This window comes from Candidatus Methylomirabilota bacterium (assembly GCA_036001065.1).
Lineage (GTDB): Bacteria > Methylomirabilota > Methylomirabilia > Rokubacteriales > CSP1-6 > MNEF01.
Genome location: DASYUQ010000138.1, coordinates 1 through 22,799, shown reverse-complemented (window position 1 = coordinate 22,799; position 22,799 = coordinate 1). Strand labels below are relative to the sequence as shown.

Annotated in this window: 24 protein-coding genes and 1 pseudogene; 17 read left to right on the top strand and 8 right to left on the bottom strand. The window is 69.3% G+C overall.

The annotated features are described in order from the left end of the window. Window positions 1-19: 19 nt before the first annotated feature. From VGV13_13685 to VGV13_13670, 4 genes are read left to right on the top strand one after another with little or no spacing between them, the layout of a single operon-like run. On the top strand, window positions 20-976 hold the full coding sequence (locus VGV13_13685) for a thiamine pyrophosphate-dependent dehydrogenase E1 component subunit alpha (protein HEV8642146.1): 957 nt from the start codon (window positions 20-22) through the stop codon (window positions 974-976). Further along, on the top strand, window positions 969-1,874 hold the full coding sequence (locus tag VGV13_13680; protein ID HEV8642145.1) for a TauD/TfdA family dioxygenase: 906 nt from the start codon (window positions 969-971) through the stop codon (window positions 1,872-1,874). Before VGV13_13685 ends, VGV13_13680 begins: the two co-directional genes overlap by 8 nt. Beyond that, on the top strand, window positions 1,871-2,857 hold the full coding sequence (locus tag VGV13_13675) for an alpha-ketoacid dehydrogenase subunit beta (GenBank protein HEV8642144.1): 987 nt from the start codon (window positions 1,871-1,873) through the stop codon (window positions 2,855-2,857). Before VGV13_13680 ends, VGV13_13675 begins: the two co-directional genes overlap by 4 nt. Before the next feature lie 14 nt (window positions 2,858-2,871). After that, window positions 2,872-4,158, top strand: a complete 1,287-nt coding sequence (locus VGV13_13670; GenBank protein ID HEV8642143.1) for a dihydrolipoamide acetyltransferase family protein — start codon at window positions 2,872-2,874, stop codon at window positions 4,156-4,158. Between the two features lie 133 nt (window positions 4,159-4,291). Here VGV13_13670 and VGV13_13665 read toward each other — a convergent pair whose 3' ends face one another. After that, the gene (locus VGV13_13665; protein ID HEV8642142.1) at window positions 4,292-5,077 is read right to left on the bottom strand and encodes a class I SAM-dependent methyltransferase; all 786 of its coding nucleotides are present in this window, start codon (window positions 5,075-5,077) and stop codon (window positions 4,292-4,294) included. Window positions 5,078-5,480: 403 nt separating this feature from the next. Between VGV13_13665 and VGV13_13660 the strand changes: the two genes are divergently transcribed. Continuing rightward, window positions 5,481-6,593: a peptidoglycan bridge formation glycyltransferase FemA/FemB family protein gene (locus VGV13_13660; protein HEV8642141.1), complete on the top strand. Its 1,113-nt coding sequence runs from the start codon at window positions 5,481-5,483 to the stop codon at window positions 6,591-6,593. Between the two features lie 275 nt (window positions 6,594-6,868). Here VGV13_13660 and VGV13_13655 read toward each other — a convergent pair whose 3' ends face one another. Beyond that, complete coding sequence (locus VGV13_13655; protein ID HEV8642140.1) at window positions 6,869-7,087, bottom strand: hypothetical protein; 219 nt, start codon at window positions 7,085-7,087, stop codon at window positions 6,869-6,871. 144 nt (window positions 7,088-7,231) lie between these two features. Here VGV13_13655 and VGV13_13650 point away from each other — a divergent pair, with 144 nt between their 5' ends. The 8 genes from VGV13_13650 (at window position 7,232) to VGV13_13615 (ending at window position 15,309) form a co-directional block, all read left to right on the top strand. Next, window positions 7,232-7,690 (top strand): (2Fe-2S)-binding protein, encoded by a 459-nt coding sequence (locus VGV13_13650; GenBank protein ID HEV8642139.1) that lies wholly within the window; start codon window positions 7,232-7,234, stop codon window positions 7,688-7,690. Between the two features lie 2 nt (window positions 7,691-7,692). Next, window positions 7,693-9,852, top strand: coding sequence for a xanthine dehydrogenase family protein molybdopterin-binding subunit (locus VGV13_13645; protein HEV8642138.1), 2,160 nt, complete (start codon window positions 7,693-7,695; stop codon window positions 9,850-9,852). After that, entirely contained in the window at window positions 9,849-10,508 is a 660-nt protein-coding gene (locus VGV13_13640) for an Isoquinoline 1-oxidoreductase subunit (GenBank protein HEV8642137.1), read from the top strand. Before VGV13_13645 ends, VGV13_13640 begins: the two co-directional genes overlap by 4 nt. Before the next feature lie 316 nt (window positions 10,509-10,824). After that, a complete protein-coding gene (locus tag VGV13_13635) occupies window positions 10,825-12,012 on the top strand; it encodes a CoA transferase (GenBank protein ID HEV8642136.1) in 1,188 nt (395 codons plus the stop codon). A 115-nt stretch (window positions 12,013-12,127) separates the two neighbouring features. Next, window positions 12,128-12,631, top strand: a complete 504-nt coding sequence (locus VGV13_13630) for a cyclic nucleotide-binding domain-containing protein (protein HEV8642135.1) — start codon at window positions 12,128-12,130, stop codon at window positions 12,629-12,631. Between the two features lie 171 nt (window positions 12,632-12,802). After that, window positions 12,803-13,351: a hypothetical protein gene (locus VGV13_13625; protein ID HEV8642134.1), complete on the top strand. Its 549-nt coding sequence runs from the start codon at window positions 12,803-12,805 to the stop codon at window positions 13,349-13,351. 21 nt (window positions 13,352-13,372) lie between these two features. Then, on the top strand, window positions 13,373-14,200 hold the full coding sequence (locus VGV13_13620) for an aldo/keto reductase (protein HEV8642133.1): 828 nt from the start codon (window positions 13,373-13,375) through the stop codon (window positions 14,198-14,200). Between the two features lie 482 nt (window positions 14,201-14,682). Continuing rightward, on the top strand, window positions 14,683-15,309 hold the full coding sequence (locus VGV13_13615) for an NIPSNAP family protein (protein HEV8642132.1): 627 nt from the start codon (window positions 14,683-14,685) through the stop codon (window positions 15,307-15,309). A 172-nt stretch (window positions 15,310-15,481) separates the two neighbouring features. Here VGV13_13615 and VGV13_13610 read toward each other — a convergent pair whose 3' ends face one another. Both VGV13_13610 and VGV13_13605 read right to left on the bottom strand, forming a co-directional pair. Continuing rightward, window positions 15,482-15,616 (bottom strand): carboxymuconolactone decarboxylase family protein, encoded by a 135-nt coding sequence (locus VGV13_13610; GenBank protein HEV8642131.1) that lies wholly within the window; start codon window positions 15,614-15,616, stop codon window positions 15,482-15,484. Window positions 15,617-15,642: 26 nt separating this feature from the next. Next, on the bottom strand, window positions 15,643-15,765 hold the full coding sequence (locus VGV13_13605; protein HEV8642130.1) for a hypothetical protein: 123 nt from the start codon (window positions 15,763-15,765) through the stop codon (window positions 15,643-15,645). Window positions 15,766-15,917: 152 nt separating this feature from the next. On the opposite strand from VGV13_13605, the gene VGV13_13600 reads away from it, so the two are divergent. Next, a complete protein-coding gene (locus tag VGV13_13600; protein HEV8642129.1) occupies window positions 15,918-16,313 on the top strand; it encodes a heme-binding protein in 396 nt (131 codons plus the stop codon). Between the two features lie 20 nt (window positions 16,314-16,333). Here the strand turns inward: VGV13_13600 and VGV13_13595 are convergent, their stop codons facing one another. From VGV13_13595 to VGV13_13585, 3 genes and pseudogenes are all read right to left on the bottom strand, one after another. Next, window positions 16,334-17,152, bottom strand: coding sequence for an SDR family oxidoreductase (locus tag VGV13_13595; protein ID HEV8642128.1), 819 nt, complete (start codon window positions 17,150-17,152; stop codon window positions 16,334-16,336). Between the two features lie 267 nt (window positions 17,153-17,419). Beyond that, window positions 17,420-17,593 (bottom strand): annotated as a pseudogene (locus VGV13_13590) (arabinose ABC transporter permease). A gap of 5 nt (window positions 17,594-17,598) precedes the next feature. Then, on the bottom strand, window positions 17,599-18,780 hold the full coding sequence (locus tag VGV13_13585) for an acyl-CoA dehydrogenase family protein (protein ID HEV8642127.1): 1,182 nt from the start codon (window positions 18,778-18,780) through the stop codon (window positions 17,599-17,601). A gap of 27 nt (window positions 18,781-18,807) precedes the next feature. Here VGV13_13585 and VGV13_13580 point away from each other — a divergent pair, with 27 nt between their 5' ends. Both VGV13_13580 and VGV13_13575 read left to right on the top strand, forming a co-directional pair. After that, window positions 18,808-19,566: a TauD/TfdA family dioxygenase gene (locus tag VGV13_13580; GenBank protein HEV8642126.1), complete on the top strand. Its 759-nt coding sequence runs from the start codon at window positions 18,808-18,810 to the stop codon at window positions 19,564-19,566. Further along, the gene (locus tag VGV13_13575; GenBank protein HEV8642125.1) at window positions 19,563-20,561 is read left to right on the top strand and encodes a zinc-binding dehydrogenase; all 999 of its coding nucleotides are present in this window, start codon (window positions 19,563-19,565) and stop codon (window positions 20,559-20,561) included. Before VGV13_13580 ends, VGV13_13575 begins: the two co-directional genes overlap by 4 nt. A gap of 25 nt (window positions 20,562-20,586) precedes the next feature. Here VGV13_13575 and VGV13_13570 read toward each other — a convergent pair whose 3' ends face one another. After that, window positions 20,587-22,041: an amidase gene (locus VGV13_13570; protein HEV8642124.1), complete on the bottom strand. Its 1,455-nt coding sequence runs from the start codon at window positions 22,039-22,041 to the stop codon at window positions 20,587-20,589. A 141-nt stretch (window positions 22,042-22,182) separates the two neighbouring features. Between VGV13_13570 and VGV13_13565 the strand changes: the two genes are divergently transcribed. Next, on the top strand, window positions 22,183-22,755 hold the full coding sequence (locus VGV13_13565; GenBank protein HEV8642123.1) for an ABC transporter substrate-binding protein: 573 nt from the start codon (window positions 22,183-22,185) through the stop codon (window positions 22,753-22,755). Window positions 22,756-22,799: the final 44 nt, after the last annotated feature.

Genomic DNA, 22,799 nt, shown 5'->3' with positions numbered 1-22,799 from the left:
CCAGGCGATCGAACCGCGGATGGAGCTGGAGCAGAACCTCCACATGTACCGCCAGATGGCGAAGATTCGCGCCTTTGACGAGCAGGTGAACGAGCTCTACAAGAGCGCGAAGATGCCGGGCCTGGCCCACCTCTACGTCGGCCAGGAGGGCGTGGCGGTCGGCGTCTGCGAGGCCCTGCGCCGCGACGACTACATCACCAGCACCCATCGCGGGCACGGCCACTGCCTGGCCAAGGGCGCCTCGGTCAACCGGATGTTCGCGGAGCTGCTCGGCAAGGAGGCGGGCTATTGCCGCGGCAAGGGTGGCTCGATGCACATCGCCGATCCCGAGACGGGCAACCTCGGCGCCAACGCCATCGTGGGCGGCTCCGCCGGCATCGCCACCGGCGCCGCGCTGTCGGCCAAGATGCGCGGCAGCGATCAGGTGGCCGTGTGCTTCTTCGGCGACGGCGCGCTGGGCCAGGGCCTGCTCTACGAGACGATGAACATGGCGGCGCTCTGGACGCTGCCCGTCATCTACGTCTGCGAGAACAACCTCTACGGCGAGTACACGCCCTGCGGCGAGACCATCGCCGGCGACATCCTGGCGCGCCCCCTGGCCCTGGGGGTCCACGCCGAGAGCGTGGACGGCCAGGACGTCCAGGCGGTCAACGCGACGATGCGCCGGCTGGTCGAGCGCGCGCGCCGGGGCGAGGGGCCGGCCTTCCTCGAGTGCAAGACCTACCGCTACTACGGCCACCACGTCGGCGACGTCACCCGCGAGTACCGCACGCGGGAGGAAGAGCGCGAGTGGATGAGCAAGCACGATCCGCTCCAGACCCTGGCCGGGCGGCTCACGGCACAGGGCCTCGCCGACGAGAGCGTCCTCGAGCGGATCGTCACCGACGTCAAGGCCGAGATCGACAATGGCGTGCAGTTCGCGCTGGCCGCGCCCTACCCCGACGTGAGCCAGGTCGACGAGGACGTCTATGCGTGACGCCGTCATCACTCGCCAGATCGGCCCGTGCTTCGCCGCCGAAGTGGAAGGCGTCGACATGACCAAGCCGTTATCTCAGGAAGATGTGGCGGCGATCCATGCCGGAATGGACGAGTACGCCGTGCTGGTGTTCCACAGCCAGCATATCGACGACGAGCAGCAGCTCGCCTTCACCCGCAGTCTGGGGGAGATCGAGCACGCGATCGGCACGAGCCTGCGGGCGCCGGAGGAGTATCGCCTGCCGACCACCTTCGCCGACGTGTCCAATCTCGACAAGGACAACAAGGTGTTCGCTCGAGACGACCGCCGGCGGTTGTTCGCCATCGGCAACCGCCTGTGGCATTCCGACAGCTCGTTCAAGGCGATCCCGGCGAAGTACTCGCTGCTGCACGCCCGCAGCGTCCCGTCAAAGGGCGGAAACACCGAGTTCGCCGACATGCGCGCGGCCTACGACGCCCTCGACGACGAGACCAAGGCCGAGGTCGAGGACCTGATCTGCGAGCACTCGCAGCTCTTCTCGCGGCAGCAGCTCGGCTTTACCGACTTCACCGAGGGGGAGCGCGCCCGCTTCAAGCCGGTGCGCCAGCGCCTGGTGCGCACGCACCCGGTGACCGGCCGCAAGTCGCTCTACCTGTCCTCGCACGCGGGTACCATCCTCGGCTTCCCGGCGCCGGAGGCGCGTGCCTTCCTGCGCGATCTCGTCGAGCACGCCACCCAGCGGCAGTTCGTCTATGCGCACACGTGGCGGGTCGGCGATCTCGCGATGTGGGACAACCGTCGGACCATGCACCGCGCCCGCCCCTTCCCGGCGCACGAGCCGCGCGACATGCGTCGCACCACGCTCGCCGGCGACGGGCCGACCGTGGCCCAGGTCGCCTTTGTAGGGGGCGGTCAATGAGTGAGCGAGAGCTGACGTACGGCGAGGCGGTCCGCGAGGCGCTCGCGGAGGAGATGCGGCGCGACCCGCGCGTGTTCATCATCGGAGAGGACGTGGCGGAGGCTGGCCATCCCTTCAAGGTGCTGACCGGGCTGGTGCAGGAGTTCGGGACGAAGCGGATCATCGACACGCCGATCTCCGAGCCCGGCTATGCCGGCATCGGCGTGGGGGCCGCGATGACCGGCATGCGCCCGGTCGTGGACGTGATGTTCGGCGACTTCATCACGCTGGCCATGGACCAGATCGTGAACCAGGCCGCCAAGGTGCACTATATGTCGGGCGGCAAGCTCAAGGTGCCGATCGTCTTCCGCACCACGCTGGGGGCGACGCGCCGGTCGGCCGCCCAGCACTCGCAGTCGCTCCACGCCTGGGTGAGCCACATCCCGGGCCTCAAGGTCGCGCTGCCCTCCGGCCCCTACGAGGCCAAGGGGCTGATGAAGACGGCCATCCGCGACGACAGCCCGGTGGTCATCTTCGAGGACAAGATGATGTACCGGGTCAAGGGACCGGTGCCGGCCGAGGACTACACGATCCCCTTCGGCGTGGCGGAGGTCAAGCGCGCCGGCACGGACATCACTATCGTCGCCACCAGCAGCATGGTCGCGGTCGCCCTCGGCGCCGCCAAGATGCTCGAGGAGATCGGCATCAGCGCGGAGGTGATCGACCCGCGCACGACCTACCCGCTCGACAAGCAGGCGCTGATCGATTCCGCCAAGAAGACCTCGCGCGCCATCGTGGTGGACGAGGGCTACGAGCGCTACGGCACCACCGCCGAGATCGCGTCGGTGATCGCAGATGGGGCGTTTTATTTTTTGGATGCGCCGGTGAAGCGCATCGGCGCCATGGACGTGCCGGTGCCGTTCTCGCCGGTGCTCGAGGACCTCACGGTGCCGTCGGAGAAGATGGTCTTCGAGGCGGCGAAGGCGCTCTGCGGGAAGGCCTGACCCAGGTCGCGGCGATGCCCACCAACGTCATCATGCCGGCCCTGGAGATGGCGCAGGAGACCGGCAAGGTCCTCAAGTGGCTCAAGTCTCCCGGCGACACGGTGGCGAAGGGCGAGTCGATCGTGGAGATCGAGACCGACAAGGTCACCGTCGAGATCGAGGCGCCGGCGTCGGGGATCTTGCGCGACGTGACAGCGCGGGCAGGGGACGTGGTGCCGGTGGGCCAGACGATCGCGCTCATCTTCGCTGCCGGTGAGGCGGGGGGGGCTAGCCCGACACCGGCCGCGGCGCCGGCCAAGGCATCACCCCTCGCCCGGAAGATCGCCGAGCAGCACGGTGTGGATCTCGCGCGGGTGAAGACGAGCAGCGGTCGGATCGAGAAGGCCGACGTCCTCGCGTACGTCGAGAGCCACAGCACGTCGACCGCCGCGGACGGGACGGCGGCACGCCTCAGCGCCGCGTCGCCGAAAGCGCGGCGGCTGGCGACCGAGCGCGGGCTCGATATCACGGTGCTGCACGGCTCCGGCTCGGGCGGCGCCGTCCTCGCGGCGGATGTCGCAGCGGCGACGCTGCCCGCGGCTCAGGTCCCAGCGGCGGCGGCCGCCGCGGCGCCAGGGGTGGCTCGCGTAGAGGCGCCGGGCGTCAGCACGGTCTGGCGCATCATGGCCGAGCGGATGACCACGAGCTGGACCACCGCGCCCCACTTCTATCTGGTGCGCGAGGTCAACGTGAGCCGTCTGGTGTCGTGGCTGGAGAAGGCCCGCAAGCAGACGGGCGCGCACATCACCTACACGGATCTGCTCGTCAGGCTCGTCGCCGCCGTCCTGGCGCAGCATCCCCGTGCCAACGCCTCCTGGAAGAACGGCGCGATCGTTCAGAACACCGACATCAACATCGGTCTGGCCGTCGCCATCGACGACGGCCTCGTCGTCCCCGTCCTCCACCGCGCCGGCACGCTGAGCCTCCCCGAGATCGCGACCTGCCGCGAGGATCTGGTGGGCCGCGCCCAGGCCGGCAAGCTGCGCCCGGCCGACATCCAGGGCGGCGGCTTCACCATCAGCAACCTCGGCATGTACGGCGTCGACGCCTTCAACGCCATCGTCAACCCGCCCCAGGCCGCCATCCTCGCCGTTGGCCGCATCGCCGACCGCGTCGTCGCCCTCAACGGCCAGCCCGCCGTCCAGCCCACCATGGTGCTGACCCTGTCCTGCGATCATCGCGCGCTCGACGGCGCGCGTGGCGCCCAGTTCCTCGGCGCCCTCGCCGACCTGATCGAGGAACCGCTGGCGCTGCTGGTGTGAAGTCCAGGGGAACGGGATTCGAACCCGTGTATGAGCCCGGCCCCGTTTTCGCCACGCGCCGGCCATCATCCGCGGGTCGTGGTCCCGGGACCAGGATACGCGCTGGCGCGAAGGTTCTGTGGCGAGCCACGGTTCAGGACCGGCGGGCGACGAAGGACATCATGTAGGCGTCGGGGAAGGCCTGGATGACCGCGAGCCCGGCTGCCGCCAAGTCGGCCCTGAGCTCTGCAGGCGAATACATGTGCCAGTACAGGAGGCGTGTGGTGTCGCCGCTCCAGGCCGGACCGAACCGGTCACCAGGCTCCCAATCGGAGTCCCGCCCCAGCAGCCGCAGGGCCCGGTGGACCAGGCCCAGCGCGGCGAACCACGCTCGGAACTTCCATGAGTACTCTCGCGATGGTGTCGCGACGAAGACTGTGCCGCCCGGACGGAGCACGCGGTGGACCTCGCGAAATACCCGGACCCGGGCGGTGCGGCCGCGGATGTAACAGATCACCGAGCCGACCATCAAGACCGCGTCGAACGATTCGCTCCGAAATCCGAGGGCGCGGGCATCCATCACGCGAAAACCGACGGGGATCGCCGCGTCCCGTGCCAGCTTGGTGGCCGTCCGGATCATCGCCTCGTTGATGTCAACGCCAATCACGAAGCATCCCGCTCGCTGCAGGGCGAGGCTCACGCGACCCGTTGCGCACCCGATGTCCAGCACCTGCGCGCGCGGCGGGACGTGACCGTTGAGGAGCAGGTACTCGCCCGCGGTGATCCCCGCGGCGGTGTGGCGCTGGGCCGCCTCGAGTTCGACCCGGTCACTGTACTTGCTCCGGATGCCGTCCTCCAGTTCGGCCAGCGAGTAGCGGCCACGGACGAGGGCCAGCGATCTGGTGATGGTCCTCCTAGTGCCGTTCCAACTTGTTGGCACTAAATCTGTCCACGAACGACGTACACGGTGCCTTCCTAGGCGCGAATAGTTGGAACGGCACTAGTCGCATTGAGCGTAGCGACCAAGTCCTTGCAGCCCATATGACGGCCCGGCAGGGGGCCTCTTTGCCATGCGGAGCAATCACCGTGCCGGACCGTGGCTGCCGCGGTGCGCCCGATCCCGGGACTTGGCTCCTGTCCTGGAGCTCCCGGTGTCAGCCGTATGCACTGCCGGTGCCGCGCCTGTTCAGGTCGCCGCCCATCTTTCTGCGCCGCCTGCACATCACCGGACCGGTGTGCCCGGCGGAAATGGGCTTGCGCTGCGGGGGGGTCGGGCACGGCTTTTGCCCGGTAGGGATAGGGTGTGGGGTTTTAAGGATAATCTTGCACATTCCCCTGAAGGGTTGAGGCCCGCGCTCCGAACCGGCTCGTGCGCCCGGCCTCGCTTCGAGACCGTCAACGACAGCGAGACCTGGAACGCATTGGCGCTCGGCTTTGCCGACAGTATGCTCGAGCAGGGCTACGAGTGGGGCGAGGTGCTCCGGACGTCGGGCGCCCAGCCGTACCGCTGCGTCATCCTCGACGAGGATCACTGCGTCGCCGCCACCGCCATCCTCTCCTGGCGGGTTCCCGGCACCTCCCTGTCCCTGCTCTATGCCCCTCGCGGGCCACTCGTCCAGCCCGACAGCGAGGCGGGATGGCGCGGGCTCGTGCGTGCGATCCAGGAGATCGCCGCGGCGCGGAACGCCATCCTGCTGCGCGTCAGTCCCGCGCTGCCGAGTGATCGACACGATGTTCACGAGCAGCTCGTCCGGCACGGCTTCATTCGTCTTCGCGATGACTGGACGATCTGGAATGCGCCCAGGATCGTCATGACGCTGACGCTGGAGGGTACGGAGAGCGAAGTTTGGGCCCGACTCAGCAACTCGCGGCGGCGCGAGATCCGGGCCGCCGAGCAGGCCGGCATTATCGTCGAGCAGGCCGGAACTGAGCTGGGCGTGGTCGACTTCTATCGCATGGTGGTCAGCAACGGACAGCGCAAGAGATACCCGGTGCGGCGCTCGGCTCACTTCGACGCTCTCTGTCGCCTGTACGGTGCCGCGGGCACCGGTGTGCTGCTCCTGGCACGGCACAACGGGGATCTGATAGGTGGCCTGGTGGGCGCGAAATTCGGTCGCTGGGCCTATTTGCTCTACTCAGGCGTCGATCGGGGATGGGCGCCGGCGCGCGCGGGAGCACGCCCGGGACCCCTCCTCTACTGGCGCTTCATCCTCTGGGCGCACGCGTCGGGCAGCAACGCCATCCACTGGGGCGGCAGCGGGACCAAGCTCCCGCCCGATGAACGCGATCCGGGATACGGCGTCTACCAGTTCAAACGGAGCTTCGGCTCGTCGTGCTTCGCATACCTGGGCTACTACGACCTCGTCTTTCGGCCGATGCTCTACAAGGCGTTTCGAGCGGCCGAGCGCCGGCTCGGCCCGCTCGCGTGGCGATTACGCGCGTTGCTCAACCGCTAGAATCGCCGGAAACGACTGGGCCACGCCGAGTAGCGCCAAGACGACCCCACAGTCCTTGGCAGAATCCGTTCGTGGAGCGGCTGATCGGCTCGGTGCGGCGCGAGTGTCTGCACCATGTTGTCGTTCTGAGCGAGCTACCTCTGAGGTTGTCCGGGGTACGCCGGTAGCAGAGGTCGACGTCGTAGGTCACGCGGGCGCTGCCCATGAGCGCTTCGGCCTGGCCGCCGACGATGATGAACTCCACGCCGTGATCGGCCAGGAGTGCGCAGAAGCGTTCAAGCGGGCTTGGCGCGAGCGGCTCGTCCAATCTGCTGCGCCCTCAGGGCGGCCCGGCGGGCGCGCTCGGCCCGGCGCGCCCGCTCCGTCGGTGGGACGCGCATGTTGGCACGGATGAGCGAGAGGTCCACGCCGTTCTCGTCGTACTGACCTGGCGTCCCGAACGGACCGGGCGGGGGCGGCGTGCCGGTCGAGGAACCGTCGCCGGGGCTCACCATGGCTGTCATTCTACTCCGACGGCAGGACGAGCGACGACCAACGTAGGTGACAGGCGTGATACCCTTCGGCCACGCGGGCGGCGTCGCAGCGCGGCAGCGCGCGTGCTCCCGAGTGTCCTTCACCGCAGCCTTGGAGGACGAGCGATGGTGACGTTCCAGGTCAACGGCGCGAGCCGAACGGTGGACGTCGAGGCCGACATCCCGCTCCTGTGGGTGCTCCGCGACGAGCTCGGCCTGACGGGGACGAAGTACGGGTGCGGCGTGGCCCAGTGCGGGGCGTGCACCGTGCACGTCGACGGGCGCGCCGCCCGCGCCTGCGTGACGCCGGCGGCGGGGCTGGGGGGGCGTGACGTCGTCACGATCGAGGGCGCCTCGGGCATGGTCGCCCAGGCGGTGCAGGGCGCCTGGCGCCGGCTCGACGTCGCCCAGTGCGGCTACTGCCAGTCCGGCCAGATCATGTCGGCCATCGCGCTGCTAGCGGAGGTCCCGCGCCCCTCCGACGCCGACATCGACGCCGCCATGTCGGGGAATGTCTGCCGCTGCGCCACCTACGTCCGCATCCGCGCCGCGATCCACGAAGCGGCCCGGACGCTGGGAGGCTGAGCATGCTGACCCGCCGCCAGTTCGTGCAGTCCACCGCGCTCGCGGGCGCGGCGCTCCTGGTCGGGTTCCGTCTCGGCGACCGTCCAGCGATCGCGGCCGACGACGTCTTCTCGCCGAATGCCTTCGTCCGGATCGCGCCGGACAACACCGTCACGATCATCGGCAAGCACATCGAGTTCGGGCAGGGCAGCTACACCGGCCTCGCCACCATCCTCGCCGAGGAGCTCGACGCGGACTGGTCCCAGGTGCGCGTCGAGGCGGCGCCCGCGGACGCCGGCCGCTACAACAACCTCAAATGGGGCCCGGTCCAGGGCACGGGCGGCAGCACCGCCCTGGCCAACTCATGGGATCAGCTCCGGAAGGCCGGAGCCACGGCGCGCGCCATGCTCGTCGAGGCGGCCGCCCGCGAGTGGGGTGTGCCCACCTCGGAGATCACCGTGGACCGCGGCGTCGTCTCGCACGCGCCGTCGGGACGCCGCGCCACGTTCGGCGAGCTGGCGCCGAAAGCCGCCACGCTGACACCGCCCGCCCAGGTCTCGCTGAAGGACCCCAAGGACTTCAAGCTCGTGGGCAAGCGGGTGCCCCGCCTCGACTCGACGGCCAAGACCGACGGCTCCGCCAAGTTCACCATGGACTTCGCGCTGCCCGGCATGCTGACGGCCCTCATCGCGCGGCCGCCCCGGTTCGGCGCCACCGTGAAGTCGTTCGACGCGACGGCGGCCCGCCGGGTCAAGGGCGTGACGCACGTCGTGCCGGTGCCTTCGGGCGTCGCCGTGGTGGCCACGAGCTTCTGGGCCGCGCGCAAGGGGCGGGAAGCGCTGCGCGTGACGTGGGACGAGAGCCGCGCCGAGATGCGCGGCAGCGAGGATCTGTACCGGAGCTATCGAGCGCTCGCCGGCCGCCCGGGCAGGTCCGTGCGGTGCGACGGCGACGCCGCCGGCGCCCTGCGCGGCGCGGCGAAGGTGATCGAGGCCGTCTACGAGTTTCCCTATCTCGCGCACGCGCCCATGGAGCCGCTCGACGCCGTGGTGCGGCTCGGCGCCGGCGAGTGCGAGATGTGGGCCGGCTCCCAGGTGCCCACGATCGACCAACAGGTCGTCGCGCGCATCGTGGGAGTGCCCCCGAACAAGGTCCGCATCCACACGCTGCTGGCGGGCGGCAGCTTCGGACGCCGCGGCACCCCGGACGGCGACGTCGCCGGCGAGGCCGCCGCCATCGCCAGGGCCATCGGTGGCGACCGCGCCGTGAAGCTCGTCTGGACACGCGAGGACGACATCCAGGGCGGCAAGTATCGGCCGCTCTACGTGCACCGCCTGCGCGGCGGCCTGGACGCGCGGGGCAACATCGTGGGCTGGGAGCATCGCATCGTCGGCCAGTCGATCGCCACCGGCACGGCGTTCGAGCCCCTGCTCGTGAAGGACGGCGTGGACAGTTCGTCGGTGGAGGGCGCCGTGAATCTTCCGTACGCCATCCCGAACATCGCGGTGGAGCTCCACACGACGAAGGTGGGGGTGCCCGTGCTCTTCTGGCGCTCGGTCGGCAGCACGCACACCGCGTATTCCACGGAGACGTTCCTCGACGAGCTCGCGCACGCCGCCGGCCGTGATCCCCTCGACGTACGGCGTGCGCTTCTGGCCAGGCACCCGCGCCACCTGGCGACGCTGAACCTCGCGGCCGACAAGGCGGGCTGGGGCCAGCCGCTCGCGCCAGGGCGCGCCCGCGGCATCGCCGTGCACGAGTCGTTCGAGAGCGTCGTCGCGCAGGTGGCCGAGGTCTCCCGCCGCCCGGACGGGCTGCCGAAGGTCGAGCGGGTCGTCTGCGCCGTCGACTGCGGCACCGCCATCAACCCGGACATCGTCCGGGCCCAGATGGAAGGCGGCATCGGCTTCGGGCTGGCCGCCGCGCTGTGGAGCGAGATCACGCTGGTGCGCGGCCGGGTGCAGGAGCGGAACTTCGACGGCTACCGGCCGCTGCGGATCGAGGACATGCCGGCGGTGGAGGTGCACATCGTGCCGTCCGGCGCGGCGCCGACCGGGGTGGGCGAGCCCGGCGTGCCGCCGATCGCGCCGGCGGTTGCCAACGCGTTCTTCCAGCTTACCGGCCGGCGGGTGCGGCGGCTGCCGTTCGCGCGGCTCGCGCCGGCCGGCACGCGCACGGCATGAGACCGCGGGCGCTCGCGATCATCGTGGTGGGCACGGCCGCCGTCGCGGCGGTGATCGCGCCATCGATCCCCCGCGCTCAGACCCAGCCGGCGGCGCCCGGCCAGAAGCCGCCGGCGGCGCGTGGGCCGAGCGCGCGCGAGCTGCGCCCGCCGAGCGCCTTCGCCGCGATCCGCGATCCGTCGGCGCGCGCGGTGGCCCTCTTCGTCGAGGCCGGCAAGGTGCTCCAGCATCCGCGCTGCCTGAACTGCCATCCGGACGGCGACCGCCCGGCGCAGGGCACCGGCTACCCGCATCAGCCGCCCGTCCAGCGCGGCGGCGACGGCCTTGGCGTCACCGCGATGCGATGCACGACGTGTCACCAGCCCGCGAACTTCGATCCCGGCCGCGTCCCCGGCCACCCGAAGTGGCACCTGGCCCCCGCGTCCATGGCGTGGCAGCGCCGCTCGCTCGCGGAGATCTGCACGCAGGTGAGGGACCCCGCCCGCAACGGTGGCCACACCCTGGCCGAGATCGTCGAGCACATGGCGAGCGACTCGCTCGTGGGCTGGGCCTGGAGCCCCGGCACCGGCCGCGAGCCCGCGCCGGGCACGCAAGCCGCCTTCGGCGCGCTGATCAAGGCGTGGGCGGACTCCGGCGCGGCCTGCCCCGCGCGGTAGGGCCGGTGTAGCCGGATACCTCCAGGCGGTTCACACGCCCGTGCCGACCCCCCCCCGGCGCTGCGGACGGTCGTCGCCTCGCCCATGTCTCCCGCGGAAGGAAACAGGGCGATGCCGCTCAGCACCATCGCGCGCGGCCGGCCGGGGAAGGTCTTCACCAGCATCTCGGTCCGCGCGCCGAAGGCCCCCTCGGCAGCGACGCGTTCGACGGGTTCGGCCGCCACCTGGCCTTCCCAGTCCTGTTCATGGCCGAACGCTATCATGTTTCAGCACGAGGTTTGTCCGGCCAAGAGCCTTGCACTATGATGCGACAACCATGGCAGACAACGGCACCCGGCCGCTGGCGCGCTTCACGGTGCTCGACCTCACCCGGGCGCGGGCGGGCCCGACGTGTGTCCGGCAGCTCGTCGACTGGGGCGCCCGGGCGATCAAGATCGAGATGCCCGGCGGACGCACGGGCGACGGCATGGGCGGCAATCGCCACGGGTTCGACTTCCAGAACCTGCACCGCGGGAAGAAAGCCCTGACGCTGAACCTCCGCGAGCCCGCAGGGGTGGCCATCTTCAAGCGGCTGGTGCGGGACGCCGACATCGTGGTCGAGAACTACCGGCCGGACGTCAAGCGGCGCCTGGGCATCGACTACGAGAGCCTGCGCCCGATCAATCCGCGCCTCATCTACGGCAGCATCTCCGGCTTCGGGCAGAGCGGGCCGTATCGCGATCGGCCCGGGGTCGATCAGATCGCGCAGGGGATGGGGGGCCTGATGTCCATCACCGGCATTCCGGGCCAGGGGCCGGTGCGCGTGGGCATTCCCATTGCCGACCTGTGCGCGGGGATCCTGCTCGCCCAGGGCATCCTGGTGGCGCTCCTCGAGCGGGAGGTCACCGGCGAAGGCAAGTGGGTGCACACCTCGTTGCTGGAGGCGATGCTGGGCATGCTCGACTTCCAGGCGGCACGCTGGCTGATGAGCGGGGAGATCCCACCCCAGGCGGGGAACAACCATCCGACGGGGATTCCCACCGGCGTCTTTGAGACGAAGGACGGCCACATCAACATCGCCGCGGCCGGCGACGAGATCTACGACCGGTTCTGCCGCGCCCTCGAGCGCCCGGATCTTCGCACCGATCCGCGATTCGCCACCGCCAGGGCGCGCTCCGCCAATCGCGACGTGCTGATGGAGGTCCTCCTGCCGGTCACCCGGCAGAAGGCCAGCGCGGAGTGGGTCAGGATCCTGAACGACGCGGGCGTGCCCTGCGGGCCGATCTATCGGGTCGACGAGGCCTTCGCCGATCCCCAGGTGCGACATCTGGAGATGGCGCAACCCGTGCGCTCGCCGGTGCTGGGTGATCTCACCATCCTCGGGCACCCGGTCTCGCACGGTGAGCGGCGCCCCCCGATCCGCGCCGCGGCTCCGGAGCTGGGGCAGGACAACGAGGAGGTCCTCACGTCCATCGGCTACACCAAGGAGCAGATCGCCGACCTGGCGCACCGCGGGGTCATCTGAGAGTCTGACTCGAAAGGGCAGCCGACCTCTCAAAGGGGACTCGGCCTGGCGCAAGCCCGATTGAACGAGCTGCGCGCGCTGCCAGTCGTGAACACGTAAGTGAGGGGGGACTCCGGTGAGCCAACAGGCGGCCGATCTCAATAACTATCGCACGATCCTAGCCAACTCCGTGGTCTTCCAGGGCTTGAGGCCCACCGACCTCGATCCAGTGCTCTCGTCGTCCGATGTCATCGCGCGGAAGCCCGGGGAGCTCATTCTGTCGGAAGGCACCCCGGGAGACGGCCTTTATATCGTCCTTGAGGGGGAGATCGAGATCTTCCTGCCCGAGCGAGCGGCAAGCGGGGCGCATCGGCCCACTCGAGTCCGCCTCAACCGCCTGGGCCCGGGGCGCTGTCTGGGCGAGTACGGCGTCATCGACGATCAACCGAGCTCGGCGTCGGCCGCAGCACTGACACCCGCGAGACTTTGCTTCCTTCCCAAGGCCGAGTTTCGCAGACTCGTCGAACGACACGATCGCGTCGCCCGCATCGTGTACGCCAACCTGCTCCGCTATCTCGTCAGCCGGCTACGCGGCAAAGACAAAGAGCTCGATATCATTGTCCTCGACGACAAGCCCTAGTGCCGTTCCAACTATTCGCGCCTAGGAAGGCACCGTGTACGTCGTTCGTGGACAGATTTAGTATCAACAAGTTGGAACGGCACTAGGCTTTCCTACGGTGGTGCGTCCGCGGGCGCATAGGTTTGCCGACGTGTCGACGGTGCGTCACGAGTCTCTAGAAAGGAGCTCATCATGCCACGCGTCGCTCCGATCACCGGCAAGTCCGACGTGTCCGCCGAGCACCACGCCGTCGTCGACGCGGTGGTGAACGTGTTCGGCGGCGTGCGGGGGCCGTTCAGCATGCTGCTCCACAGCCCGAAGCTGGCGGAGCGGGTGCTCCCCTTGGTCACCTTCTTCCGCGACGAGAGCATCGTCGAGCCGAAGCTCCGCTCGGTCGCCATCCTGACCGCCGTGCGCGAGCGCGAGGCGGCGTACGTGTGGGCGGCCCAGGTCGGCGCGGCACGGCGCATCGACCTGCGCGAGGAGGTCATCGATCTCATCCGGGCGAAGGGCGACCCGGGCAAGCTCCCCGCGGAAGAGCGGGAGATCGTGACCTACGTTCGGCAGCTGATGCGCACGAACCGCGTCGACCAGGCGGTCTTCGACGCGCTCCAGAAGCGATACGGCGTGCAGTGGCTGGTCGAGCTGACGGCGGCCGCGAACTACTTCGCGCTCCTGTCGGGCGTCGTCAACGCGTTCGAGGTTACGGCGCCACCGGACGGCGACAAGCTGCCGGTGTAGCCCACGGGAGCTTCAGCACGCATGAGCGCCGGACCCGTTCCTGATTTCCTCTACGGCACCGCCTGGAAGGAAGACCGGACCCCGGCCCTCACCGAGCTCGCGCTCCGAATGGGCTTCCGAGGCATCGACACCGCCAACCAGCGGCGGCACTACTTCGAGGCCGGAGTCGGTCAGGGGCTCGCCGCGGCCTACCGTGCGGGCGTGGTCACGCGGGCGGACCTGTTCTTACAAACGAAGTTCACCTACCAGGGCGGTCAGGACCACCGGCTGCCCTATGACCCATCGGCCGACCTGGCCACGCAGGTCGCCCAATCGATGGCTAGCTCGCTCGAGCACCTCGGGACTGACCACGTCGACAACTACGTGCTGCACGGGCCCGCCTCCGGCCACGGCTGGACCGACGACGACGCCGAGGTCTGGGCTGCGATGGTGAACGAGCGCGACGCCGGCCGCACGCGGTTTCTCGGCGTGAGCAACATCTCCCTGCGGCACCTCGAGCAGATGGCTGTGGCCGGCGCCGTGACCCCTCATTTTGTCCAGAACCGCTGCTTCGCCCGCCTCGGCTGGGACCGCGATGTTCGATCTTTCTGCATGGAGCGAAAGATCGTCTACCAGGGCTTCTCACTGCTCACCGCCAACCCGGAGGTGCTGCGCCACCGGCTGGTCGCCGGCATCGCCGCGCGCGGCGGGGCTACGCCGGCTCAGGTTGTGTTCCGCTTCGCGCAGGCGGTCGGGATGCTGCCGCTGACCGGCACCTCCGACGCCCAGCACATGAAGCAGGATCTGGCCAGCCACGACCTGGCGCTCTCCGCCGACGAGGTGCGGGCGATCGAGTCGCTGGCCCGCTGACGGCGCGTTCGGACGTCGCGAAGCTCAAACGGCACGGAGATCGCCTGATCGCGGAGGACCACACCCTGCGCGGCGAGCATGCCCCCCGGATGGCGGTGCACCGGAACGGCAGCGGACCGGACGTTGTCCTCTTTCACGGTGGCATGGGATCGTGGAAGCCACCTCGGCGCCTGTCGCGCGCGAGACCACCGGCGCGGCGTACCTCGACCTCGTGTACGGTCTGTTCGTCGAGATGTTCCCGGGCAATGCCCCGCTGCGGTTTGCCGGGTTCTCGTTCGGCGGGGCCATCGCCGCGAACCTCGCCAGGCGGCTCGCCCCGCGGGTGACGCACCTGTGCCTGGTCTCACCCGGCGGCTTCCCGCCGCGCCGCTTTGGCGACCGGCCGACCCGGAGCTACAAGGAGGCCGAGGACGACGAGGGGCTCTTGACCAGCGCCGCGTTCGCGAGTAGGAAGCGGGTAGCTCGAGGACAAGGAGGAGCTCATGATCTACGAAGTTCGTACGTACACCCTCCGCACCGGCGCCGTGGCGGAATTCGAAGACCGCTTTGCCAAGCGGAAGCCGCTGCGGGAAAAGCACTCCCAGTTGGGAGGCTTCTGGCACACCGACTTCGGCCCACTCAATCAGGTCATCCACGCCTGGCCTTACGAAGATCTGAAAGAGCGCACGGCGGTGCGCGAGGCCATGACGAAGGACGCCGCGCTCCAGCAACTCCCCGGCGGGCGGGACCTGATCGTGGAGCAGCAGTCCGACATCATGATCCCCGCTCCGTTCATGCAGCCGCTGGGCAGCCGCGACTTCGGCACCGGGAACTTCTACGAGATGCGGATCTACACCTACGCACCGGGCGACCTCCCGGCGGTGCTGGATGCTTGGGCCAAGGCCGTTCCTGCCCGTGAGAAGCTCTCGCCCCTGGCAGCCTGCTGGACCAGCGAAATCGGGGGACTGAACAAGTTCGTGCACGTCTGGGTCTACAAGGACTCCAACGAGCGCACGCGCATCCGGGAGGAATCCCGCAAGGGTGGCCAGTGGCCGCCACAACCCGGGGTGCGGCCGATCCGGCAGGAAAACAAGCTGCTGATCCCGGCGCCGTTCTCGCCCCTGCGGTAGTCCGTGACGACAAGTACGACGCAATCGTCCTCGACTGGGCCGAGTGTTGCGGGCAACCGCAGATCGCCGACCTGCCGCGACAGCGCGGCGCGACGACATGACCGGCCGCGACCGACAGGTGGGGACGCGCGTTTACCCATGCGTCACCACGGCAGCGGCCTGATCTGCGCGTTCACGAGGCGCGGAACGCGTTCATGGCCGTCACCAGCGCCGGGGTACCGCCGAAGAGATACGTCACTTCGACGGCTTCCTGGATTTCGGCTTCTGACGCACCAGCGGCGCGGGCGCGGTTGGCAATGTTCGCCACGCTGTCCGGGTGCGACTGGAGGGCGTCTACTTGGCTGGAATGGCACCGTCTCGCAAGATGCGCTCGCGCTGGGCCATGTAGGAGTCGACGAACTCCGGATCACGCTGTTGCAGCGCTTTGATCCACGGCGGCAACGTCGCCTGAGCCATAGGGACCTCCTCTGCCAGGATGAGCGACGAAGGTAGCCCGCTCGTATGCAGGAGGCAAACGGCAAGGCGCTCAGTCCCGCGCCGCCTTGACCACGTGAGGCGCGCCGGCTAGGGTCTGCCCTACATCGCTGAGCGGGAGGAGGAACCCCATAATGGCCCTGACCCTCGCGGAAGCCAATCAGGTCGTGCAGGCAACGTTGGACAAGGCCAAGGAGATGAACATCCGGATCAGCGTGGCGGTGTGCGACGCCGGGGGGCGGTTGATGGCCTTCAATCGCATGGATGGCGCGATCTGGGCCAGTGCCTATGGTTGCCAGGGCAAAGCCATCGCCTCGGCAGCCTTCGCGCGGCCCAGCGGTGAGCTTGCCGAGAGAGCAGGGAGTCCGATCATCCAGGGCATTGCCGCGGCTGAGGGCGGGCACATGATTCCGAGCCAAGGCGCGGTGCCCATCATCCGCAAAGGCGTGCTGGAAGGTGCGTGTGGCGTTGGGGGTGGTACCGCGCAGCAAGACGAGGATTGTGCGCACGCGGGGGTCGCGAAGCTCTAGCGCCTCGGGCCTGGCGTGCCCTAGTAATACACCGCCCGTCCGGCGCCCCCCGTCGCCACGACGAGCTCGCCGCTGACGGCCCAGGCCTTGTCCGAAGCCAGGAATGCCGCGACGTAGGCAATCTCCGCCGCGTCCACCATGCGGCCGATGGCGTTGCCACGCGGAGCATCGGGGGCAAAGTCGCGTCGCTCGACCTCCTCGGGGGCGATGCGCAGCTCGGCGGCCCGGGCGGCCAGCAAGCGCGGGGTGCGCTCCGTGCGAGTCTGGCCCGGGTGGATGCAGTTGACCGTGATCCCGAAACGGCCCAGCTGGACGGCCAGGGTCTTGGTGAAGTGCACGAGGGAGGTGTTGCGCGCCCCGCCGCTGAGATTCCCAGCGTTGCGCGCATTGGTCCCGCTGATATTGATGATGCGACCCCACCCCTGCTCCTTCATGTAGGGGATGGCCGCGCGGGCGCAGCGCAAGGCCCCCACGTACTTCACGTTGAAGTCGTGCAGCAGGTCCTCGTCGACGACAGTTTCGATGGGACCGGTTGCGGAAGCCGAGCCTCCCGGCGGCGAGCCGCTATTCACTAGAATGTGCAGCCCGCCGAGCTGCGCGGCCGCCTGGGCCACCGTCGCGTCCACCTGCTCCTTGCTGGTGACATCGGCCACCAGAGGGATGATGCGCCGCCCGGTTTCGGCGGCCAGTTCCCGCGCCGTCGCTTCGAGCTGCGCCTTCGTGCGAGCCACGATCGCGACATCCACCCCTTCACGGGCCAGCTCCCGCGCGATGGCTTTGCCAATGCCCAGGCTACCCCCGGTCACGATCGCCCGTTTGCCTTGGAGCCCCAGGTCCATTGCGTGACCTCCCAGCCTGTTGTCTGTGCAGGTTCAGAATCGCGGACAAGATTCTATCGCGCAGCCTCGGCCTACTCGAGCGCGAATATCCGCGCGGCGTTCTGCGCGGGCGGAGACACTTCGCGGCGGCGTCGCGGCTTCTTCGTCGAGCTCGACGTGCCGCGGTACGTGGCGCGGGCCGTGGAACTGGCGGCGTCCGCGGGCGTCGATCCGCCGAGCTGAATCGGGAGCTCGAGTGGCCCAGACGCGCTCGGACGATCACACACCCAGCGTGCCCAGGAACTGCAGCGAGCCGAAGGCGGTGAGCCACAGCACCGAACCGGTGTGGACCATCACGTACCAGCCCAGGATGAGCGTCTCCATCTCGAGCGCCCACGAGGTGAGGAGGTCGGCGGACCACTGGAAGCGGAAGCTGCGGACCCGGAAGGCGGCGAAGGTCAATGGGCCTAGAAGAGCGGGCTGTTCGATTCGAGACCGAGCATCGTGCGCCCCACCGCCTCGTAGTTCACGAATTGCAGTTGATTGTGGCGGGTGACGGTCTCGGCATCGCGCGCGCAGCGCTCCAGCGGGCTGCTGGTAAAGATCGACGTGGTGCCGGCCGTGGCGCACACGATGTGCGTGGCCTTGGCGGCGTTCTGGGCAGCGTGAGTCATGGCCATTCGGAGATCGGAGCGCTGCCGCTCCGTGACGAATTCTCCCGCGAGCACGGTCTCCCACATCTGCTGGACGGTGTCGAACAAGAACGCCCGGCCCGAGCGCAGCAGCGCCTCGGCTTCACCGAGTCTGGCCTGCACCATCGGCCGGTCGCGCAGCAGCTCGGACGATGAGCGCGGCACCTTGACCTGAGCGAGCTCGACGAACTGGTCGATGGCGGCGCGAGCCACACCGAGCCCGACGCAGCAGAAGCCGCAGCCCGCGAGATCGAAGCCGTGCATGCGGTTCATTGGCCCGGTGACGCGCGCCCGCCGATCCAGCGCGGAGAACGTGTGCTCCTCGGGTACGAACAGGTCTTCGACTTCGATGTCGTGGCTGCCCGTGCCCCGCATGCCGCTGACGTTCCAGGTGTCGATGATGCGTGCCTGCGACTTTGGATAGAAATAGGCGATCAGCACGTCCTGGTCGCCATTGGGCCGCAGCCGGGGCGCGTCACCGTCGAAGACCTTGCAGGCGCCGTGGAGCAGGAAGGAGTGCATGCAGCCACTGGCAAAGAACCAGTGCCCGGTGACGCGGTAGCCGCCCGACACGGCGACGGCCCGGCCCCGCGAGTTCGCCGACCCTGCCGAGACGCCTACCGGATCGCTGTGGAACAGCTTGCGGCGTACGTCGGGCTCGAACTGGGCGCTCTGGCGGAAACTGTTGATCCCCATCGCCAGGCACCAACCCGTCGAGCCGTCGGCCCGCGCCACTTCCTCGATCACGCGGAGTGTCGTGAGGATGTCGGCGCCGAGACCGCCCTCGGCCTCCGACAGCGCGACCTTGAACAACCGGGCGTTGGCGATTTCCATGACGAGATCGGGGGGCAGCTGCCGCGCGGCCTCGATCTCGTCGGCCCGTTCGCGGATGCGGGGCGCGAGCGCGCGGGCAATTTCAACCGGGGTGGTGGCTGCCCGGGCGGTGTCGGTGATCATGGCTTTGCCTATGATACCCTCGCGTCGATGATTCAGGTTCGCCGCCTAGGGCCGCAGATCGGCGCCGAGATCCACGGCGTGGACGTCAAGACGCTCGCCGACGCGAGGTTCGCCGCGATCTATCGAGCGTGGCTCGACTACAACGTCGTCGTGGTGCCGGGCCAGGAGCTCCAGATCGAGGACTTCCTGCGCTACAGCCGCCGCTTCGGGGTCGTGCACCCGCACCCGTCGAAGATGACGCGGCACCCGGACCATCCCGAGATCACCCTGCTGGGCGTCGACAAGTTCGGGCCGGATGGCAAGCTCGACCTGGCGATCTATCGACGTGGCGCCGAAGGATGGCATACCGACGGCGCGTACGATCAAGAACCATTCAAGGCGACCCAGCTCTATGCGCTCGCCGTTCCGAGCACCGGCGGCTTGAACGGAGCCTTCACCTACGGCGGCCGCCGGAAGGCGACGGCGCTGCTCAACGAGGAGGACCGCGGCTGGAAGCCGGTCTTCCATCCGATCATCCGCACGCATCCCGAGACGGGGCGCAAGGCGCTCTACTTCGATCCCGGCAAAATCTTGAAGATCGAGGGCGTCGAAGAGCAAGAGAGCGACGCGCTCATCGAGGAGTTGACCGGCTACATGATCCAGCCTGGTGCCGAGTACCGCCACCGATGGCGCAAGGGCGACATCGTCATCTGGGACAATCGCTGCTCGTACCACCAGGCGGCCGGTGACTACCCGCCGGAGGAAGACCGCATCCATTGGCGCGTCTCGATCAAGGAGCGCTCATGAGGGTCGCGACCTGGCGCGGCAGCGCTCGCTTCACGATCGACGAGGCTGCCGAGCCCGTCCCGGGGCCCGGGCAGGTCGTCGTCGCCGTTCACGCGGCCGGCATCTGTGGCACGGACATCCACGCCACCCAAGGGCTGTTCCCGTGGTCGCCGCCGCTCGTCCTCGGCCACGAGTACACGGGCGTCGTGCGTGCGGTCGGCCGCGGCGTGCCGAAGCGCCTCGTCGGCCGCGCGGTGGCGTGCGAGCCGTCGTACGGCTGCGGCAAGTGCGCCGAATGCGACGCCGGACGCGTCACCCAGTGCCGGGGCCTGATCCGCATCGGCGGCTTCGCCGAGCGCGTGGCGCTGCCCGCGCGCTGCGTGCATCCGCTGCCGCGCGGCCTCGATCCCGTCACGGCCGCGCTGACCGAGCCCGCCGCCTGCTGTCTCGCGGGGCTCGAGAGGTTTCCGATGGCGCGCGGCGCCACCGTGCTCGTCATCGGGGGCGGCATCATGGGGCTGCTCACGATGGTGTTGGCGCGCCGGCGCGGCGCGCGGCGCCTGATCCTGTCGGATCCCATCGAGGAGCGCCGCACGATCGCGAAGAAGCTCGGGGCGCACGCGGTGATCGATCCGGCCAAAGAGAACCTGCGCGAGCGGGTGATGGCGCTCACGAGCGAGCGCGGCGCCGACCTCGTCTGCGAGGCGGTGGGCAAGCCGGAGCTGGTCGCCGAGGCCATGACGCTCGTCAAGCCGGCCGGCGTCCTGCAGCTCGTCGGCGTGAGCCCCAAGAACAGCGAGGTTCCGCTGAGCCTCTGGGACGTCCACTACCGCGAGATCAGGATCGGCGGCGCGTTCGGCCGCGGCACCGCCTTCCGCCGCGCGCTGGCGCTGATGCCCACGCTGGGCGTCGGCCGGCTGATCACGGCGCGCTTCCCGCTCGCGCGCACCGCCGAGGCGTTCGCTCACGCGTCGGCAGCGCGAGGCGCGAAGACCGTGATCATGCCGAATCAGTAGAGGTCTCAGCCCTCAGCCCTTCCTATCACGCGTATCCTGGCGGCGGCACGAACGCCTGGAACTCGCGCTCGAGCAGCCGCGCGAACGCGAGGCAGCTCAGATCACCGTACTGCGGTCCGACGATCTGCACGCCGACTGGAAGCCCCGCCGGCGTGAACCCGCAGGGGGCGGCCGTCGATGGCAGATAGCAGGCGCCGGTGTAGCCGGCCCAGAACAGGTGGTCGGTCACCGGCACGCGCTTGCCGTTCACCATCAGCGTGCGCTCGTGGCGCTCGCCTTGCTGGTCGTGCGGGAAGGCGGCGGTGCCGGCGACGGGACAGAGCAGCAGATCGTAGGTCGCGAAGAACTCGGCCCAGGCCAGCCGCATGCGGTGGCGCGCTTCGTTGGCGGCCAGCCAGTCGCGGTGTGACAGCACGGCCGCGCGCGTCGCCCGCGCGTAGTAGCTCTCGTCGTCGGGCGGGAGAGCGCGCGCGATCCCGAGGTTCTTCTCGAAGTCGGCGTCGCTCTGGCGGTCCGACGTCGCGGCGCGCAGGAGCCGGGTGTAGACGCGGAACGCCTCGCCCGTATCGATGGCCGGGCGCGCGCGATCGTCGACCTTCACGTTCTGTCGGCCCAGGAAGTCGGCCAGCGCCTGAAGCCGATCCTGCACCTGGCGATCAACGGGCAGCGCGGGCGCGTCGAGCATCAGCGCCACCTTGAAGTCACGCAGGCGCTTCTGCCGCGGCGGCCGCAGCCGCAACTGCCACCCCGCGGCCTCGATCGCGTCCGGCCCGGCCATGACGGACAGCGCGAGGGCGAGATCCTCGGCGCTGCGGGCCAGCGGTCCCACGACGTCCATGTCGACCGGCGCCGTCTGCCAGGGGAGCGCCTGGCCGTGTCGGGGCACGATGCCCCACGTCGGCTTGTGGCCGTACACGCCGCAGAAGTGCGCCGGGTTGCGGATCGACGAGCCGATGTCGCTGCCGGCCTCGAGCGCCGTGAGCCCGGCGGCCAGCGCCGCCGCCGCGCCGCCGGACGATCCGCCGGGCGCGCGCGCGACGTCCCACGGATTGTTCGTCGTGCCGTAGATCGCGTTGAAGCTCTGCCAGTCGGCGAGATACGCCGGCACGTTCGTCTTGCCGAAGAGCACGACGCCGGCGCCGAGCAAGCGAGCCACGGCGAGCGCATTCTTCGTCGCGATGTTGTTCTTGAAGGTCGGCACACCCCACGTCGTGGGCAGGCCCGCGACGTCGTACGACTCCTTGATGGTCATGGCCACGCCGTGCAGCGGCCCCCACACGTCGCCGCGGGACAGCGCGCGATCGGCCGCTCGCGCTCGCGTGCGCGCGCGGTCGAAATCGCGGACGACGATGGCGTTCAGCGCGCCGTCGTATTTCTCGATACGCGCGAGATAGAGATCGAGCAGCTCGAGGCAGCCCATCTTCTTCTTCTTGATGTCGGCGGCGAGCTGCTTGGCGGAACGGAACGGGACGTCGAGCATCGTGGCGCCTCCGGCAGGGACCGGCTCTTCTCTCCCCGCGCGGTAGTATACGCTGACCACACTTGACCCTGCCCTGGCCTCGGGCTAGCCTACGGCACTCCTTGCAGCGGTGCGACCGACCCCCCGAGTGGAGGCGCTGACATGAGGCATCTCTGCCTGCTGGCCGTCTTTCTGATCCTGATCGCCGCCGCATCGACGGTGATGCCGTTCTCGCCACCGGCCGTGGCCGCGGCCAAGGGCCAGCTGGTCCTCGCCTGGCATGCCGGCTTCGCGTCCCGCTGGCTGGACCCCCAGGAGCACGACGGTACCGCCACGCCGGACAACTTCTTCACGGCGCTGCACGACGCCCTGATCAAGAACCAGGGCACCGCGCTCTACGACCATCCCGCCCTGGCCGAGCGTTTCACGGTCGCCGCGGACGCCAAGAGCGCCACGTTCACGCTGCGGAAGGGGATCAAGTTCCACAACGGCGAGCCGGTCACCCCGCAAGACGTCAAGTTCAGCTACGAGAACTACCGGGGCGCCAAGGCCGACGTCTTCAAGAAGAAGACCGAGCGCGTCGAGATCGTGGACGACCGCACGATCCGCTTCCACTTCAAGGAGCCCTTCCTCGACTTCGGGGCCGCTCGCTGCGGGAGCGCGTGCAGCACCTCCTCCGCGCCGTCCGCATCCCCTCGCCCGAGTGGCGGATGCGCGAATATCCCCACCAGATGAGCGGCGGCATGCGCCAGCGCATCGTCGGGGCGATCGCGCTGGCC